Source organism: Modicisalibacter radicis (genome assembly GCF_900961225.1).
Classification (GTDB): Bacteria; Pseudomonadota; Gammaproteobacteria; order Pseudomonadales; family Halomonadaceae; genus Modicisalibacter.
In genome coordinates this window covers 16,702-35,019 of record NZ_CAAHFN010000069.1, presented here as the reverse complement: position 1 = coordinate 35,019, position 18,318 = coordinate 16,702, and the positions used below count along the sequence as shown (strand labels likewise).

14 protein-coding genes and 1 riboswitch are annotated in these 18,318 nt (G+C 67.0%); of the genes, 7 read left to right on the top strand and 7 right to left on the bottom strand.

Features of this window, described 5'->3' with window-relative positions; genetic code table 11:
• Positions 1-360 precede the first annotated feature (360 nt).
• Together HR9077_RS13060 and HR9077_RS13055 are read right to left on the bottom strand one after the other, a co-directional pair.
• Positions 361-873, bottom strand: a complete 513-nt coding sequence (locus HR9077_RS13060) for a methylated-DNA--[protein]-cysteine S-methyltransferase (protein ID WP_136067443.1) — start codon at positions 871-873, stop codon at positions 361-363.
• A 1-nt stretch (position 874) separates the two neighbouring features.
• A complete protein-coding gene (locus HR9077_RS13055) occupies positions 875-2,233 on the bottom strand; it encodes an AlkA N-terminal domain-containing protein (protein WP_136067442.1) in 1,359 nt (452 codons plus the stop codon).
• Positions 2,234-2,443: 210 nt separating this feature from the next.
• Between HR9077_RS13055 and HR9077_RS13050 the strand changes: the two genes are divergently transcribed.
• Positions 2,444-3,934 (top strand): protein adenylyltransferase SelO, encoded by a 1,491-nt coding sequence (locus HR9077_RS13050; protein ID WP_136067441.1) that lies wholly within the window; start codon positions 2,444-2,446, stop codon positions 3,932-3,934.
• A 123-nt stretch (positions 3,935-4,057) separates the two neighbouring features.
• The gene (locus HR9077_RS13045) at positions 4,058-5,557 is read left to right on the top strand and encodes a CoA-acylating methylmalonate-semialdehyde dehydrogenase (RefSeq protein ID WP_136067440.1); all 1,500 of its coding nucleotides are present in this window, start codon (positions 4,058-4,060) and stop codon (positions 5,555-5,557) included.
• 114 nt (positions 5,558-5,671) lie between these two features.
• Here HR9077_RS13045 and HR9077_RS13040 read toward each other — a convergent pair whose 3' ends face one another.
• Positions 5,672-6,352, bottom strand: a complete 681-nt coding sequence (locus HR9077_RS13040) for a hypothetical protein (protein WP_136067439.1) — start codon at positions 6,350-6,352, stop codon at positions 5,672-5,674.
• Positions 6,353-6,508: 156 nt separating this feature from the next.
• Positions 6,509-6,627: riboswitch (TPP riboswitch) on the top strand.
• On the opposite strand from HR9077_RS13040, the gene HR9077_RS13035 reads away from it, so the two are divergent.
• The 4 genes from HR9077_RS13035 (at position 6,617) to HR9077_RS13020 (ending at position 12,641) form a co-directional block, all read left to right on the top strand.
• Positions 6,617-8,014: an SLC5/6 family protein gene (locus HR9077_RS13035; protein ID WP_136067438.1), complete on the top strand. Its 1,398-nt coding sequence runs from the start codon at positions 6,617-6,619 to the stop codon at positions 8,012-8,014. Its footprint overlaps the riboswitch before it by 11 nt.
• A 107-nt stretch (positions 8,015-8,121) precedes the next feature.
• A complete protein-coding gene (locus HR9077_RS13030) occupies positions 8,122-10,296 on the top strand; it encodes an esterase-like activity of phytase family protein (protein WP_136067437.1) in 2,175 nt (724 codons plus the stop codon).
• Positions 10,297-10,445: 149 nt separating this feature from the next.
• Positions 10,446-12,137 carry a dihydroxy-acid dehydratase gene (gene ilvD, locus HR9077_RS13025; protein WP_136067436.1) on the top strand — a complete coding sequence of 564 codons (1,692 nt, stop codon included), beginning with the start codon at positions 10,446-10,448 and terminating at the stop codon, positions 12,135-12,137.
• 3 nt (positions 12,138-12,140) lie between these two features.
• Positions 12,141-12,641 (top strand): metallophosphoesterase family protein, encoded by a 501-nt coding sequence (locus tag HR9077_RS13020; RefSeq protein ID WP_136067435.1) that lies wholly within the window; start codon positions 12,141-12,143, stop codon positions 12,639-12,641.
• Between the two features lie 34 nt (positions 12,642-12,675).
• Here the strand turns inward: HR9077_RS13020 and HR9077_RS13015 are convergent, their stop codons facing one another.
• From HR9077_RS13015 to HR9077_RS13000, 4 genes are all read right to left on the bottom strand, one after another.
• Positions 12,676-12,918 (bottom strand): XRE family transcriptional regulator, encoded by a 243-nt coding sequence (locus HR9077_RS13015; protein WP_244613211.1) that lies wholly within the window; start codon positions 12,916-12,918, stop codon positions 12,676-12,678.
• 200 nt (positions 12,919-13,118) lie between these two features.
• Positions 13,119-13,811 (bottom strand): SDR family oxidoreductase, encoded by a 693-nt coding sequence (locus HR9077_RS13010; RefSeq protein WP_136067433.1) that lies wholly within the window; start codon positions 13,809-13,811, stop codon positions 13,119-13,121.
• A 184-nt stretch (positions 13,812-13,995) separates the two neighbouring features.
• The gene (locus tag HR9077_RS13005; RefSeq protein WP_136067432.1) at positions 13,996-15,099 is read right to left on the bottom strand and encodes a malate dehydrogenase; all 1,104 of its coding nucleotides are present in this window, start codon (positions 15,097-15,099) and stop codon (positions 13,996-13,998) included.
• 149 nt (positions 15,100-15,248) lie between these two features.
• A complete protein-coding gene (locus HR9077_RS13000; protein WP_136067431.1) occupies positions 15,249-15,704 on the bottom strand; it encodes a hypothetical protein in 456 nt (151 codons plus the stop codon).
• 335 nt (positions 15,705-16,039) lie between these two features.
• Between HR9077_RS13000 and HR9077_RS12995 the strand changes: the two genes are divergently transcribed.
• A complete protein-coding gene (locus HR9077_RS12995) occupies positions 16,040-18,316 on the top strand; it encodes a putative bifunctional diguanylate cyclase/phosphodiesterase (protein WP_244613209.1) in 2,277 nt (758 codons plus the stop codon).
• The last annotated feature ends 2 nt before the right edge of the window (positions 18,317-18,318 follow it).

Genomic DNA, 18,318 nt, shown 5'->3' with positions numbered 1-18,318 from the left:
GAGCCACGAGCCCGACCCGCGCATCGAAGCCATCGTCGCCAGCTGGCCGGCTCGCTTCGAGACGCCGCGTGCCGATCGACTCGGCTTCACCGGCGACCGCGACTTCCGCGAGATCGTGCGCACCTTCGTCGCCGAGCGGGAGGCATCCTGAGGCAGGACTCACAAGAAATCCTCTGGTACCGGGTGGCCGCTGCGGCCATGGCGTAGCAATTTCATGCCAACTCCTTTTGCGTCGATCGGGGAGCCGTCAGCGCGGCAGCATGATCATGCGAGCTGCCGGCATGCCGACAACGAGCGTTAATTTACCCAGCCTCCATCAATCAGCTGTACGGTCCCCGGTAATGAAACCTGGTCAGCGGCTTACGAAGTGGCGAACAGATCCTCCGAGCCGGCGAGATCCACGCCTTCCAGCCGCAGCAGCCACTGCTTGCGCGGCAGCCCGCCGGCATAGCCGGTGAGCTGGCCGTTGCTGCCGATCACCCGGTGGCAGGGCACGATGATCGCCAGCGGATTGCGACCGTTGGCGGCTCCCACCGCGCGATGGCTGTTGGGGCTGCCGATGCCCCGCGAGATCGTCGCATAGCTGCAGGTCTCGCCGTAGGGCACCTCGCGCAGGCGCTGCCAGACGCGCTGCTGGAAGTCGGTGCCGCGCGGGGCGAGAGGCAGCGAGAAGACCCGCCGTTCGCCGCGGAAGTATTCGGCGAGCTGGGCCTTGCTGCGTTCGATCAGCGGATGGGGACGCGGGGTGCGCGCGGGCTCGTCGACGAAGCGGACATGCGTGATGCCCTGTTCGCTGGCGTGAATTTCCAGCAGGCCGATGGGCGAGCCGGGGGGCGTGTCGAGGTAGTCGAGATAGTCGTTGTCGAGAGACATGTCAGCGATTCCACAGTTGGAAGGTCAGGTAACTGCGCCAGGGCGAGGCGGCGGCGGGGTCGGCCCCGCCGAGTTCGCCGAGCGCCTTCTTCACGCCCAGGTCGCCGCCCAGCCAGATGTCGGGGTGGCTGGCGCCACGCATGCGGGCGTAATCCACCGTCCAGGGGCCGATGCCCTTGAGCGTCAGCCAGGCCCGGGCGTCTTCGTCATGGCCATGGGCCAGGTGCCATTCGGCCAGGCGGCGCAACGTTTCGCGTCGCGCGCCGGGCATGCCCAGGAAGGCCAGGTCGCTGGCGGCGATGGCGGCCGGCTCGGGGAAGCGGCGATACCCCGCAGCGTCGCTCTCGCCCAGCGTATCGACCAGCACCTGGGCCAGCTTGCGGGCGGCGGTGACCGAGACCTGCTGGCCGAGAATCGCCTTGATGCCGGCCTCGAACTGGCTCCAGAGGCCCGGCAGGCGCAGGCCTTCCACCAGCGGCAGCCCGGGGGGCGCCTGGGCCAGATGGGCTTCGATGGCGGCGGTGTCGGCGTCGAGGTCGAGTACGCGGCGGATATTGCCGACCACCGCCTTGAGCGCCGCCAGCCGGTCGAGTTCCAGCGTTACCGTGAAGCGATGGTGCCGCGGCTCGTGGCGCGCGGTGAAGTGCCCCTTGGCGCCTTGCCAGGCGAAGCCGCGACCATAGTGGTCGTCGCCGACCCACTCGAGGCCGCTGACCGAACGCTGGGCGAGGAAGTCGCGCAGCCGCTCCCAGGCATAGGGCGGACGATAGGCCAGCTGCAGAGTCAGGCCGCGGCCGCCGTCTGCGGCGCGGCGGCGCAGCTCGCCGGGGTTCATGCCCATGCGTGAGCGAAAGGCGTCGTGGAAGCGGCGCAGGCTGCGAAAGCCGCTGGCGTAGGCGATCTCGGTCACCGGCAGGTCGGTCTGGTGCAGCAGCTGCTTGGCGAACAGGCACTGCTGGTAGATCGCATAGGACTTGGGCGAGACGCCGAAGCGATCATGAAACAGCCGGCGCAGGTAACGCTCGCCGATCCCCAGGCGCTCGCACAGCTCGCCGAGCGAGCCCCGCTGCAGGGCGCCGCCCTCGATCAGCCGCAAAGCTCGCTCCAGGGTGGTGTCGACGCCTTTCCAGGCCGGCGAGCCCGGGGCGCTGTCCGGCCGGCAGCGCAGGCAGGGGCGAAAGCCGGCATCGGCCGCCGCCACGGCGCTCTCGAAATAACGCACGTTGCGTTCCCGAGGCGGTGTGGCCGGGCAGATCGGTCGGCAGTAGATCCGCGTCGTCCTGACCGCGGTGAAGAACTGGCCATCGAAGCGCGCGTCCCGCGACAGGCGCGCCTGGCGACAGCGTTCGGGGTCGAGCACGGCGTTCTCCTTGCTGAGAGTCAACCTGTGGTGGCCAGTGTATCGTGTCCGTGGCCGAGGACTCGCCGGAATCGGCACTCAAGTGGCAACCGGAACCGTGCCTTGGGTGGCAATCGAAACCTTGCAAAGTGTGCCGCTCGCTATCACCTATGCTCAACAAAGACGCATTCATTTCGCCGATCGGTGACGACCGTCGGCAACGGAGGCTCGATGCTACCCACGTTCACCCTGCACTATGCTCGTCTACCGGCGCGTTTCCACGAGCGCTTCGACCCCGTGCCCGTCGCTTCGCCCGCGCTGGTGGCCTTCAACCGGCCGCTGGCCGAGGAGCTGGGCTTCGATCTGGACGCCTACGACGAGGCACTCGCCACCGAGGTCTTCTCGGGCAACCGCGTGCCCGACGGCGCCGAGCCGTTGGCGATGGCCTATGCCGGGCACCAGTTCGGCAACTTCGTGCCGCGCCTGGGTGATGGCCGGGCGGTGCTGCTCGGCGAAGTCACGGATCGCCGGGGCCGGCTGCGCGACATCCAGCTCAAGGGCGGCGGTCGCACGCCCTTCTCGCGGGGCGGCGACGGGCGCGCGCCGCTCGGCCCGGTGCTGCGCGAGTATCTGGTCAGCGAGGCGATGCACGCCATGGGCATTCCCACCACCCGGGCGCTGGCGGCGGTCACCACCGGCGAGCGGGTGATTCGCCGCATTCCCGAGCCGGGCGCGATCCTGACCCGAGTGGCGGCGAGTCATATCCGCGTCGGCACTTTCCAGTACTTCGCCGGCCGCGGCGATATCGAAGGCCTGCGCGAGCTGGCCGACCATGTCATTGCGCGCCACTATCCCGAACTTGCCGACAGCGAGCATCTCAACCGTCTCGAGGGGGAACGCTACCTGGCGCTGATCGAGGCGATACAGGCCCGCCAGGCCACGCTCATCGCCCGCTGGATGGGCGTCGGTTTCATCCATGGCGTGATGAATACCGACAACATGAGTATCGCCGGCGAGACCATCGACTTCGGTCCCTGCGCGTTCATGGAGGCCTACCACCCGCGCACCGTGTTCAGCTCGATCGACGAGGGCGGGCGCTACGCCTACGGCAACCAGCCGGGCATCGGCCAGTGGAACCTGGCGCGGCTGGCCGAGACGCTGCTGCCCTTGATCGACGAGGATCAGGAGCGGGCCGTCGCCAAGGCCACCGAGGTGCTCGAGACCTATCCGGCGCGCTTCGAGACCGAGAAACTCGCGGTGATGCGCGCCAAGCTGGGCCTGGCCCGGGAAGAGGAGGACGACGGCGAACTCATCGAGTCACTGCTCGAGGCGATGCAGGCGGGCCGCGCGGACTTCACTCTGACTTTTCGCCAGTTGAGCGACGTGGCGGCCTCGGCCGAATCCGAGCCGGCGCTTTTCGACCTGTTCGAACGGACCGAGGCGATCCAGGCCTGGCTCGGTCGGTGGCGCGAGCGGCTGGCCCGGGAAGCGGCCGCTCCCGATGAGATCGTCCGGCGCATGTGCGCGGCCAATCCCAAGTACATTCCCCGCAATCACCGCGTCCAGGAGGCGCTGACGGCGGCGGACGACGGCGACTTCGGGCCCTTCGAGACGCTGCGCGAGGTGCTCTCCAGGCCCTTCGACGAGCAGCCGGGCCGCGAGGAGTACGCGCTGCCCGCCGCACCCAGCGAGCAGGTGTTTCGTACCTTCTGCGGTACCTGAGGCGGGACAAAAGTCTTACGCGGGCGGGCGTTGTGTGGGGTTGCCGTGCGCGTAAACTAGCCATGATCCGGAGCCATTTCCAAACGCCTGACGACGCCAACAATCACAACAGGAGCCGCCCACATGTCCGTCCGAGAGATCGCCCTCTACATCGAGGGCAAGCCCGTGCCGTCGCAGTCCGGCGAATGGCGTGATGTCATCAACCCCGCGACCCAGAAGGTCGTCGCCCGGGTGCCGTTCGCCTCGCTCGAGGAGGTCGATCGCGCCGTGGCCAGCGCCCGGGCCGCCTTCAGGACCTGGCGCAAGGTGCCGCTGGCCAAGCGCATGCGCATCATGCTCGCCTTCCAGGCGTTGATCCGCGAACACACCGGCGAGCTGGCCGCGCTGATCACCGAGGAGCATGGCAAGACCCTGCCCGACGCCGAAGGCGAGGTGGGCCGCGGCCTGGAGGTGGTCGAGCACGCCTGTTCGATCACCTCGCTGCAGCTCGGCGAGATCGCCGAAAACGCCGCCAGCGACGTCAACGTCTATTCGCTCAATCAGCCGCTGGGGGTGGGGGCCGGGATCACTGCGTTCAACTTCCCGATCATGTTGCCGTGCTTCATGTTTCCGCTGGCCATCGCCACCGGCAATACCTTCGTCCTCAAGCCCTCCGAGCAGGACCCGTCGTCGACCATGCGGCTGGTCGAGCTGGCCCATGAAGCCGGCGTGCCGCCCGGCGTGCTCAACGTGGTGCATGGCGGGCCGGAGGTCGCCAACCGGTTGTGCGACCATCCGGACATCAAGGCGCTGTCGTTCATCGGTTCGACCCATGTCGGCACTCAGATCCATGCTCGCGCCGGGGCCGCGGGCAAGCGCGTGCAGGCGATGATGGGCGCCAAGAACCATTGCGTGGTGATGCCCGACGCCAACCGCAGCCAGGCGATCAACAACCTGCTGGGCTCGGCGTTCGGCGCCGCCGGCCAGCGTTGCATGGCCAACTCGGTGCTGGTGCTGGTCGGCGAGGCGCGTGACTGGCTCGACGAGATCGTCGAGAAGTCCCGGGCCATGACCGTCGGCCCCGGCACCCAGCGCGATGCCGACCTGGGACCGCTGGTGTCGCCGGCGGCGCGCGACCGGGTGGTGTCGCTGATCGCCAGGGGCGAGGCCGAAGGCGCCACGCTAAGGCTCGACGGGCGCGGTCTGACCGTCGACGGCTATCCGGACGGCAACTTCGTCGGCCCGACGCTGTTCAGCGACGTGACCGCCGACATGGCCATCTATCGCGAGGAGATCTTCGGCCCGGTGCTCTGCGTGGTGGGTGTCGAGACGCTGGACGAGGCCATCGACTTCATCAACGCCAACCCCAACGGCAACGGCACCTCGATCTTCACCAACTCGGGCTGGGTGGCCAAGCGTTTCGAAAGCGATATCGATGTCGGCCAGGTGGGCATCAACGTGCCGATCCCGGTGCCGGTGGCCTATTTCAGCTTCACCGGTTCGCGGGGTTCGAAGCTCGGCGATCTGGGGCCCAACGGCAAGCAGGCGATCGCCTTCTGGACCCAGACCAAGACTGTCACCGCACGCTGGTTCGAGCCCGAGAACGTCTCCTCGGGGATCAACAGCACCATATCGATGGGGTGACTCGCGGCGCACCATATTGCGGCCCCGTCTCGCCAGAGAGGGGGTCGTCGCCTCGTGCCCGCAACCCGGCGAAAGCGCTAGGTTGGCGAGGGCAGGGGAAGCCCGAGTCGTTGCCTAGGCGGCGACCCGGCACGTTTCCAGCAACTGGATCATCGGTTCGAGCTGGCTCTCGTGGAGGACCAGGAGCGTGGCGCCCGGCTGATCGTCCCCGGTGGGGGTGACGATGGCGAATTCGCCCTCTTCGAGGTGGAATTCGTGGACCTCGTAGGGTCCGTGACTCGTCAGGCAGCGGATCGAGCGGTAGGCGTCGTCCTCGCCATAGATGAGACGGTGGTAGACCTTGAAGAAGGTATAAAGGAACAGCCCCTGCTCGAACGCCGGCCAGCGTGCCGGGGTGCTGCGGGTCAGGCCGTCGATGGTCTGACCCGCCTGCTTGGCCTGTTCGATGGCCTCGTCCAGGGGGCTTTCGAGCAGCGAGCGCTCCTCGTGCGGCAGTGGTTGGCCGGCGCTGCGAGCCTGGTGATAGCGCTCGTCGACGTGACGCAGGTCGTCGAGACTGCGCATTTCATGGTCGCTATGGTTGAGCTCGCCGAGCTGACAGCTGCCGTTTTCCCAGCCGTGGATGACACGAATCTTCAATGTGCTCTCGGCCAGCGGACGGTCGAGCAGGGCATGCAGGCCGGCCGGGAGATTGTCCCAGCGTTCGTGTATGTGGTTGCCGAATGCCTGATAGGGGTCGGCGAAAACCGCATGCAGCCGGCCGGGTTCATGTTCCTTGGCTTCGTAATAAGGCATGGCGTTATCGGACCCCGTGTCTGCGTTATTCTTCGTTGTCGTATCGTCGTTTCACGTTGCGAATGACACGTCGGCTGGGCGCGTCTTGCCTGGCAACTTTCCATAACTTGGGTTATCGGCGCTTTGACGATAACCTTTAACGGCTGAAACTACATCCACTGTCGCCAGGGGAGTCCTGCCCAGCGGGCGGGCTGAGAGTGCGGCTTCGCAGGAAGCGCTGACCCTGGAACCTGATCCGGTTAACACCGGCGGAGGAAGAGCGACATGCTATACGCGACCCTGGCCGCGCTCGGCGCGGCATTGCTGTTGTTTGCCATCCTTGGGCTGCGCGCGAGCCGCGCGAACGACCCGCTCGACGACTACATGACCGCGCGCAACTCGCAGCCGGCGACGACTCTGGGGCTGTCGTTCCTGGCGTCGGGGATGGGCGCGTGGATTCTCTTCGCCCCGCCGGAAGTCGGCGCCTTCGTCGGTCCGGTGGCATTGGCCGGTTATGCCGTCGGCTCGGCGCTGCCGTTTCTCGTGCTGGGCTTGTGCGGCCCGGCGATTCGCCGCCGGCTGCCCCAAGGTCGCAGCATCGGCGAGTTCGCCGCGGCACGCTTCGGCAGGGGCGTACGCCGCTACGTGGCGCTGATCTCGGTGCTTTACATGGCCTGCTTCCTGGCCGCCGAGTTGAGCGCCATCGGCGGCATAACGGCGCTGTTATCGCCGTTGCCGGGCGGTGTGGCGATCGTCGCGGTGGCGGTGACCACGCTGGTCTACACCGCCTGGGGCGGGCTGCGTGCGAGCCTGGTCACCGACCGCTGGCAGGCGCTGTTGCTGAGCGCACTGTTGCTGGTTGTCGGCGGCGTGGCGCTGGCGCGACTGCCGGCGCCACCGGCATCCGCCGCGCTGCCCGACATCGCGTTCGGCGATGCGCTGAGCGTGGCGGTGACGCTGGTGATCGCGGTGACAGCGGCCAACCTCTTTCACCAGGGTTACTGGCAGCGCGTCTGGGCGGCCCGCGACTCCCGGGCGCTGGGGCGTGGCGCCGTGCTCGGCGGGTTAGCGACGGTGGTGGTGGTCGCCGTTATCGGCGGGCTGGGGATTCTCGCGGCACTCAGCGGCGCCCGACTCGGTGAGCCGCCGATGCCGTTCTTCGCCTTGCTGAGCGGCGCGCCGGGCTGGCTGAGCCTGCTGGCGCTGGTCCTGGCGGTGACGCTGGTCGCCTCGAGCGTCGATACCCTGCAGAACGGCATTGCCTCGCTGCTGGTCGGCGAGGGCGATACCTTCAGCCGGCGCGGCCTGTCGTTGAGCGGGGCGCGTTGGCTCACCCTGGCATTGATGATTCCAGCGATGCTGGTGGCGTTGCAGGGCATGTCGGTGCTGCGGCTGTTTCTGATCGCCGATCTTCTGTGTGCCACGGCGGTGGTTCCGGTGCTGCTGGGATTGTGGCCGCGCATGAGCACCACCGCGGCGGTGGCCGGTGGGCTGGCCGGGCTGTGCGGCGCGGTGCTGCCGGGCTGGGTCGCCCAGGGCAGCCTGACGGCCGGATTGCTGGCGGCGAGCTTTCCAGGCGGCGCACCGACCCTGGCGCCGTTCCTCGGCGCCCTGACGGCGTCGGCGTCGGTGGCGGTGCTGGTCGCCTGGGCGCGTCCGGTGAGGGCACTGTCGACGCAATGAGCCGGGGCGCCGATGTCCGCCGTCACCGGACTGTCGCCTGCTTGTCGCCGAATGGACATACCGCGCTGGCAGATTAGTGAGCCCTTATACCTTTCAAGGACGCGCTCATGTCTGTCAGATCGATCCTTTTCGTCGCCGCTGGTCTGGCCCTGGGCTCCGGGCCGGTGGCGGCGGACATGAACTTCAACCGCATCGCCAGCTTTGCGACGCCTCGCAACATGGCCGAGGGCGAGGATACCCGGCGTGCGACCTCCGCCGAGATCATCGCCGCCTCGGAGGACGGCATGACGCTGGTCTACTCCGACAGTCCGCTGGGCGTCATCGGCCTGATCGACATCAGCGACCCGAGCAATCCCCTGCCCAGGGGCAACGTCAGCGTGCCCGGCGAGCCGACGGCGGTGTCGGTGATCGGCAATACCGCCTTCGTCGGCGTCAATACGTCCGCGTCCTACGACGCGCCCTCGGGGCAGGTGATGGCCATCGATCTGACCGACGGCGAAACCCTGGCGACCTGCGATCTGGGCGGCCAGCCCGACAGTACCGCCGCCGCGCCGGATGGCAGCTTCATCGCAGTGGCGATCGAGAACGAGCGCGACGAGGAGGCGGGCGACGGCCGTGTACCGCAGCTTCCCGGCGGCTATGTGGCGCTGGTCGATGTCGTCGACGGTTCGCTCGACTGCAGCCGGCTGGTCAAGGCCGATGTGACGGGGCTTGCCGAGGTCGCTCCGCAGGACCCCGAGCCGGAATTCACCGATATCAATCGCCTGGGCGAAACCGTAGTCACGCTGCAGGAGAACAATCATGTGGCGGTACTGGACCGCCAGGGCAAGGTGATTGCGCATTTCAGCGCCGGGGCGGTGGATCTCGAGGCGATCGACGCCACCGATGAGCGCGCGGCGCTGATCTTCGACGAGCGCCAGCCCGGCCGCCTGCGAGAACCCGATGCGGTCCAGTGGATCGATGACGACCACCTTGCCGTCGCCAACGAGGGTGACATGGACGGCGGAGCGCGCGGCTGGACGATCTTCGACAAGCACGGTGAGGTGGTTTACGAAGCCGGCGCCGCGTTCGAGCATGCGATCATCGAGGCCGGCCATTACCCCGACAAGCGCTCCGACGCCAAGGGCGTGGAGCCCGAGGGCATGGAATTCGCGCGTTTCGGCGGTACGCCCTATGTCTTCCTGCTCGCCGAGCGGGCCTCCATGGTGGGCGTCTACGACGTCAGCGACCCGGCCGCTCCAGTGCTCAAGCAGTTGCTGCCCTCGGGCATCTCCCCGGAGGGCGCGATCGCGCTGCCCCAGCGCAACCTGCTGGTCACGGCCAACGAAACGGATCTGGTCGACGAGGGCGGCGTTCGCGCCCACGTGATGATCTACGCCTATCAGGACGCGCCGGCGCGCTACCCGACCCTGACCTCGGCGGGCGCCGACGAGCTGATCGGCTGGGGGGCGCTGTCGGGCATGGTCGCCGGCGATGACGGCCTGCTGTACGCCGTCAACGATAGTTTCTACGCCTACCAGCCGCGCATCTTCACCATCGACCCGTCGACGAGTCCGGCGCGCATCGTCGCGGCCACCGATGTCACCCGCGCGGGCCGCCCGGCCCAGAAACTCGACCTGGAGGGCATCACCGGCGACGGCAGCGGCGGTTTCTACGTCGTCTCCGAAGGGCGTGCCGATCGCCTGATTCCGCATGCGATCTATCACCTCGACGCGCAAGGCGAAATCCGGCAAGAGATCGCCTTTCCCGCCGAGCTGCGCGCGGTGGCCCAGCGCTGGGCCGCGGAGGGCATCACGCGTGTCGGCAATACCCTGTGGATCGCACTGCAGCGGCCCTGGCAGGACGATCCCGAGGGCCGGGTCAAGCTGCTGGCTTACGACCTCGAGGACGCGCAGTGGCGCGCGGTTCACTACCCGCTGGATAGCGTGACGCAGGGCTGGGTCGGGCTCTCCGAGATCACCGCGCATGGCGACTGGCTGTACCTGATCGAGCGCGACAACCAGATCGGTGACGCTGCGCGCATCAAGCAGCTTACCCGTGTGGCGCTGGGCGATCTGGCGCCGGCCCCGCTGGGCGGCGAGCTGCCGGTGGTCGACAAGCAGGTCGTGCGCGACCTGGTTCCCGATCTGGCCGGCTACAAGGGCTATGTGGTCGACAAGGTCGAGGGCCTGGCGATCACCGCCGATGGCACCGCCTGGATCGTCACCGACAACGATGGCGTGGACGACAGCTCCGGCGAGACATTCCTGTGGTCGATCGGCACCCTTGAATCAGGTACCTGAAACGGTGGCCGGCGGCGCATGGTCGTCTGCTCCGGGGTCGGGTGGGGTTTGCAAGCGAGGCGCCGCGCTTTCAGACTGAGTCGGCTAGGCTGTGGTGATGCAAGGTCGCGACAGCCTGGTCCACGTGTCCAGCCCAGGGAGTAGCCGTGATGAGTGATGAGTCCCACGCCGACCCGCGTCGTCGTTATTCAGGTCCGGTCGTCGACGGACCCGGCAAGTCGGCCAGCCGTGCGATGCTGCGCGCGGTGGGCTTCGAGGACGAGGATTTCCGCAAGCCGCAGGTGGGCATCGCTTCCACCGGCAGCCAGGTCACGCCCTGCAACAGCCATATCGACGAACTCGCCGAACAGGCACGGGGCGGGGCCGACGAGGCCGGCGCCAAGGGCGTGGTGTTCAACACCATCACCATCTCGGACGGCATCGCCAACGGTACCGAGGGCATGAAGTACTCGCTGGTCTCGCGCGAGGTGATCGCCGATTCCATCGAGACGGTGGCCGGCTGCGAGGGCTTCGACGGGCTGGTGGCGATCGGCGGCTGCGACAAGAACATGCCGGGCTGCATGATCGGCCTGGCGCGTCTCGACCGGCCCAGCGTGTTCGTCTATGGCGGGACCATCCTGCCGGGCGAGAACCATACCGACATCGTCTCGGTATTCGAGGCGATGGGCGCCCACTCGCGCGGCGACATCGACCGCATCGAGCTCAAGCAGATCGAGGAGACGGCGATCCCCGGGCCGGGCGCCTGCGGCGGCATGTACACCGCCAATACCATGGCCTCGGCGATCGAGGCGCTGGGCATGAGCCTGCCCAACTCCTCGGCGCAGAACGCCGTCTCCGACACCAAGCGCGACGACAGCCGCGCCGCCGGGGCGGCCGTGCTCGCGCTGCTCGATCGCGACATCAAGCCCAGCGACATCATGACCCGCCGGGCGTTCGAGAATGCCATCACCGTGGTCATCGCCCTGGGCGGCTCGACCAACGCGGTGCTGCATCTGCTGGCCATGGCCAGCGCCATCGGCATCGAGCTTTCGGTGGACGATTTCACGCGGATCGGTCGCCGCGTGCCGGTACTCGCCGATCTGCGGCCCAGCGGGCATTACATGATGAGCGAACTGGTGGCGATCGGCGGCATTCAGCCGCTGATGAAGACGCTGCTCGAGGCCGGCCTGCTGCACGGTGACTGCCTGACGGTGACCGGCCGGACATTGGCCGAGAACCTCGCCGAGGTCGCGCCCTACCCGGACGACCAAGGGATCGTCGCGGCGCTGGATGCGCCGATCAAGGCGCAGAGTCATCTGCGCATCCTCCACGGCAATCTGGCGCCGGAGGGCGCGGTGGCCAAGATCACCGGCAAGGAGGGCACGCGCTTTACCGGTCGTGCGCGGGTGTTCGGCTCCGAGGAGGAAGCCCAGGCGCGGATCAACGACGGCAGCGTGGTGGCCGGCGATGTGGTAGTGATCCGCTACGAGGGGCCGCGTGGCGGGCCGGGCATGCGCGAGATGCTGACCCCGACCTCGGCAATCATGGGCCGCGGGCTGGGCGACCGGGTGGCGTTGATCACCGACGGGCGCTTCTCCGGCGGCAGCCACGGCTTCGTGGTCGGCCACGTCTCGCCGGAAGCATTCAACGGCGGGCCCATTGCACTGATCGAGGATGGCGACGAGATCACCATCGATGCCGAGGACGACATCATCAACGTCGCGCTCAGCCACGACGAGTTCGAACTGCGTCGCGCGGCCTGGCGTCAGCCCGAGCCACGCTATCGCCGCGGTGTGCTGGCCAAGTATGCGCGCACCGTCAGTTCGGCATCGCTCGGGGCGGTGACCGACCTGCCGGAATAGCCGATGGCCACACGCGAGGCCGTTCATCTGACGATCGACTCGGCACTGGGGGTGATCGCCGACACCCACGGCCAGCTGCGCCCGGAGGCGCTGACGCTGCTGGCCGATTGCGAAGCGATCGTGCATCTGGGCGATGTCGGCGACGAGGCGATCCTCGAGCGCCTGGCGGCGATCGCGCCGCTGTATACGGTGCGCGGCAACATCGATACCCAGCAGTGGGCCGAGCGGTTGCCCCACTCCCGGGATCTCGTCATCAACGGCCGGCGGCTGCATCTGGTCCACGATATAGCCGACTTCGACAGCGCCACCCGTTGCGAGGCCGTGCTGCACGGCCACTCCCACAAGCCGCGCAACGAGTGGCGTGACGGGCGGTTGCTGTTCAATCCCGGCGGTGCGGGACGGCGACGCTTCCGTCTACCCATCACGCTCGGCAAGCTATGGTTGGACGAGCGAGGGCAGGGCGCGCAGGGGCTGCGCGGCGCGATCGTCCATCTACCGCTCTAGGCCGCGGCTGTGTCCGCAAAGGCGATAACGGCGTCTAGGGTGGCGTGGGCCTGACGGGAGCCATGCCCGCCGCGGCCTCGCTGTCATCGGTGACGCTTTCCACGCTGTCGCGGATCGCCTGGAGATCGTCGGCGGAGAAATGCTCCAGCCGACCGGCGAGCAGGTCGCTGATGCGCTGCGTGGGGATGCCGGCACGCCGGGCGATTTCACGGTTACCGAGTTCTGAAACGGCGATGCGCCGGGTGACTACACGCATCAGGCGGGTGCGATGCTCCATGTCTCGAACATCGAAGTCCCGCTTGGGCTGGCACCGTGCACGCGAGGCACAGTTGCCGGTTTGTCGTACCGCGTCCATGAGGCTCCAGAAGTGACAATCGGACCCCCCAAGCATGCGCAATTTTTTCCCGCTCGACCAGTCCAATTTCGACGTTTTTTACGGGCTTCTTGTCGGCGGTCAACAGGCGCCGGCGTGACGCGTCAATTCTCCTCGCGTGGCGGCGTGGGGCGCACCAGAATCTCGTTGACGTCGACGTGCTGGGGCTGGTTGATGGCGTACATCACCGCGTTGGCGATGTCCCGATCGGCCAGGGCCTGCTCGGGTGGCTGGTCGAAGAACGGCGTGTCGACCATGCCGGGCTCGATCAGGGTGACGCGGATGCCGGTGCCGCGCAGCTCCTCGCGTAGATTGTAACCGATGCCGGTCACCGCCCACTTGCTGGCGCTGTACATCGAGCCGGGGATCGTCGCGCGCCCCGCGGCGGAGCCGGTCAGCAGGACATGGCCGTGGCTGCGGCGCAGCGCCGGCAGGGTCGCCTGGATGGTCAGCCCGACCCCGTAGACGTTGGTCATCAGCATCCGCTGCCAGGCGTGATGGTCGGCTTCACTGAAGCCTCCCGGCGCGCCGCCGACACCGGCGTTGGCGAAAACCGCGTCGATGCGTCCGAAGCGCTCCAGGGCCTGCTCGACCATCGCCTGCTGGTCGTCCATCGCGGTGACGTCGCACTCGACGGTGAGCACGTTCTCGGCGCCGAATTCATGTTCCAGTGCCTTGAGCTTGTCGCCCGAGCGGGCCGCGAGTACCAGCTGATAGTTTTCGCGATGCGCGGCGCGGGCGGTAGCGGCGCCGATGCCGCTCGAGGCGCCGGTGATCAGTAAGACGCGATCCTTCATCGTGACCTCCCTTTGAACCGTCGATTCTTAGCATGGTAAGTCATGGCGACTTATGCAATGTCAGCCATTCGGACGGCATGACTGATGACGCGCCGGGGCGGCGTGGGGAAGGCGTCGAATGGCAGGGGAGTTCGGCGGGGCAGAAGCCCGTTGCACGCCGCGGCGTGCAACGGGCCGAAGGGCGTTACATCACCCGGTCGGTACGCAGCACGCAGGCGTCGCTGTCGTCGTCACGGTCCTCTTCGGCGTAGCGGGTCGCTCCCGAGCGCAGGCTGACGCTCAGGTTGTTGTGCGCTTCCTCGGTCTCGGCCGGCAACAGGTGCTTGACCGCATCCTTCTCCTCGAGCAGCTCCTTCTCGGTGGCGTCGAGGCGCTTCTGGGCGGCGGCATCGATGGGCAGGCCCTGCACGATCTGATAGCGGCCGTAGCGGCAGCGCACCGGGAACGAGAACACGATCCCCTTGGTGATGCCGTAGCTGCCGTCGGAGACGATGCACATGCTGACGAAGTCGCCCTCGGGCGTGCCCATGTGCCAGTCGCGCATGTGGTCGATGGCGCCCTGGGCGGCCGAGGCGGCGCTGGACTGGCCGCGCGCGTCGATGATCTCGGCGCCGCGCTTCTGGACGCGTGGAATGAAGGTGTTGTCGACCCAGTCGTGGTCGAGGCCGGGCCAGATCGGCTCGCCCATCGCCTCGGCGTTGCGCACGTCGGGGAACTGACTGGCACTGTGGTTGCCCCAGACGGCGACCTTGCGGATGTCCGCGGTATTGAAGCCGGTGCGGTTGGCGATCATGCCCTTGGCGCGGTTGTGGTCGAGCCGGCTCATCGCGGTGAACTGAGACGGCGACAGGTCGGGGGCGTTGCGGCTGGCGATGAGCGCATTGGTATTGGCCGGGTTGCCGACCACCAGTACCTTGACGTCGGGGTTGGCATGGTCGTTGAGCGCCCGCCCCTGACGGCTGAAGATCTCGGCATTGGCGGCCAGCAGGTCGGCGCGTTCCATGCCGGGGCCACGCGGCTTGGCGCCGATCAGAAAGGCGAAATGCACATTGCGAAAGCCGTCTTCCGGGTTGTCGTGCAGGCGCACGGTATGCAACAGCGGGAAGGCGCAATCCTCGAGTTCCATGGCCAGGCCGCGTAGCGCTTCCATGGCTTCGCTGCGCTCGATCAGTTGCAGGATGACGGGCTGATCGGGGCCGAAGACCTCGCCGGAGGCGAGACGGAAGAGCAACGAATTGCTGATACTACCGGCGGCGCCGGTGACGGCAATGCGGAAGGGGCGTTTCATCATTTGTTTCCCAAGGCTCGTTGGATGGTAGCGCTAGCCACATGGCATCGTCATCTGGCCCGAGCGGAGCCGATGGCTGCGCGATGAAAAAAGGGCGTCGGGCTCTGTGGAGCCCGACGTACAGGCTAGCATAGAGGGCCGGATCAATTTCAGCGACCCCCACCATCGTGGCACAAGCAGGGCTGGGTCACATAGGGGAAGGCTCGCCCCAGATAGCGATCGGCGCTTGCCGTGTCCTCGTGATCGAGCAGTGCCGAAGGATACTGATCGGTAACGTGCGGGGCGTGCCGGCGCAGCCAGCCGAAGGTGATGGGGGTGACGATGACGGTGCTGGAGGGCGTTCCGCCGGGTTCCAGGACATCGGCGATCAACAGGCGGCAATCGTGACGGATGGTGCGCAGCGAGAGTATCTCGTCCTGGGGCTGGTCGAGGTGGAGCACATTGGCTATCGCCAGGGTCAGCACCGGTGCCAGGCCGCCCCGGTCCACTATGCGCTTGAGATAAACCGGCGAAAAGTAGCTGTCGGCTCCGTCGTCGGCGCTGATGCATTGCCAGGCGTACCAGTGCCGGGGCTGGAGCGGTAAAGGAGCGCTGTACGGCTGCAATGGTCCCCTCACGAAGCCGTGTGAGTTAATGGACGGCTAGTATGAAGAGGAGCCGCGAAGGTACTCAAGACGAATCTTCTGCCACCTATACGCGGCATGATGGGTTGGTTATTTTAGCTGAGGTGGTCGCCTTGCGATGGACATTCCTTCGTATGCCACCTGAAATCCTCAACATGGGAAACCGAACGAGATGATAACGGATCGCTGAGCGGGGTTTGCCTCGGCGATGATCAACGGGGCAGGGACAATAAAAGGGGCCGGCGTAATTGGAAGCCTCAACTGAAACTGAGCGTACGCGGGGAAACGCCGATAGCGGGACATGGCATCGGCAGCGGGTGCACGCCGAACAGGTACGCATCCTGTTCGCCGGGCTGTGGCTGCCGGCGGTGTCGGCCGTGCTGGTCGCGGTCTTGCTGGTGGCCTCGTTGTGGTCGGTCGTCGACCACCGGCAGATGCTGATCTGGCTGACGGCGGTGGTGCTGGTCACCTTGGCCCGGCTGGGGCTGGCCTGGCGTTTTCGGCGCAAGGCCCCGTCTGGCGATGCGGCGTCTCGCTGGGCGCTTGGCTACGCGATCGGCTCGACCGCCGCCGGGCTGCTGTGGGGCGCTTGTGGGCTATGGCTGTTTCCGGTCTCGGATCTCCAGCATCAGGTGATCCTGGTCATGGCGCTGGCCGGCATCGCCTCGGGCGGTGCGGTCACCATGGCACCGGTGTGGCCGGTCGCGGCGGCCTTTCTGATTCCCACGCTGCTGCCGTTGAGCCTGCATTACCTGTGGCTGGGCGGTCCGGTAGCGTTGATCGTGGCGACCATGGTGGGGCTCTTCCTGGTCTTCACGTTGATCGTCAGCCGGCGCTGGAATCGCGTGCTGCACGACAACCTCCGCCTCCAGGCCGAGGGGGAGGCGCGTGAGCAGGCGCTACGCGAGAGCGAAAGCCGCTACCACACCATCTTCCAGGCCTCGCCACTGGGCATGCTGCACTTCGACGCGCGAGGCCGGGTCACCGATTGCAATGACAAGCTGCTGCAGATCACGGGGGAGACGCGGGAACGCTTCCTGGGCTTCGACATGCTGGAATCCGTGCAGAGCGCCCGCGTCAAGCGGGCCGTGCAGCGCGCGCTGAGTCGCGGCGAAGGCTATTTCGAGGGCGACTACAGCATGCTGGTGGCGTCGGGGCCGGCCCTGCCGGTGCGTATCCTGTTCAGTGGCGTGCGCGACAGCCAGGGTGCCATCATGGCCGGTGTCGCGGTCGTCGAGGACCTCAGCGAGCGGCGTCAGGCCGAGGAGACCATCCACCGCCAGGCCTATTACGATGCGTTGACCGGCTTGCCCAACCGTCGCCTGCTCAGCGAACGCCTGGCGCAGATCATGGCCGATTCGGCACAGCACGGTGAGCACGGCGCGGTATTGTTCATCGATCTGGACCGTTTCAAGGAGGTCAATGAATCGCTCGGCCACTCGGTCGGCGATCGACTCCTCAACGCCACGGCGCGCCGCTTGACCGACCTGTTGCGCGAAGGCGACATTGCCGCGCGGGTCAACAGCGACGAGTTCATCGTGGTGGTCGGTCGTATCAGGGGCGATCGTGAGCAGGTGATCGAGCGGGTCAATGGCGTCGCCGAGCGGGTCATGAGCGCGCTTTCGGAGCCTTACCACCTCAGCGAGCGCCCATTGCTGGTGACCCCCAGTATCGGCTTTGCACTGTTCAGCGAGGAGGAGAACAGCGCTGTCGAACTGCTCAAGCAGGCCGAAACGGCCATGTTTCAGGCCAAGACGGAAGGGCGCGCGAAGGCCTGTGGCTACTTGCCGAGCATGCAGACCGCGGCGGTGTGGCGGCTGACTCTCGAACAGGACCTGCGCCAGGCACTCGATGGCGACCAGTTGCAGTTGCATTACCAGCCTCAGGTCGACGGCGATGGACGGATCGTCGGTGCCGAGGCGCTGTTGCGCTGGGCGCATCCCGAGCGCGGCATGGTCCCGCCGTTCGAGTTCATTCCGGTGGCCGAGGAGAGCGGGTTGATCCTCGATATCGGCCAGCGCGTGCTGGAGCAGGCCTGTCAGACACTTCAGCGGCTCGATGCGCGGCAACTCCCGCGGCTGGCGATCAATATCAGTCCGCGCCAGTTTGGCCAGCCGGATTTCGCCGCTTCGATCGAACGCTGCATCGAGCGCTCGGGTATCGACCCATGGCGCTTGCAGCTCGAGATCACCGAAGGCGTGATGATCGACAACCTGATCGAGACCATCGAGACGATGCGCGACCTCAAGCGCATCGGCGTGAGCCTGGCGATCGACGATTTCGGCGTCGGCTACTCGTCGCTATCCTACCTGAAGCGCCTGCCGCTGGATGAACTCAAGATCGATCGCAGCTTCATCCAGGAACTCGACAATTCCAACGACGAGGCGATCGTCCAGACGATCATCACGATCGCCCGGAACCTGCGTCTGGCGGTGGTCGCCGAGGGCGTCGAGACCGCCTCGCAACGCGACTTCCTGCTCCGCAACGGTTGCCACATCTTCCAGGGTTACTGGTTCTTTCGTCCGCTGCCGTTCGATGCCCTGGTCGCGGCGCTCGGCGAGTGTTCGAACACGGCGGGGGCGGCTCCGCGCTGAGC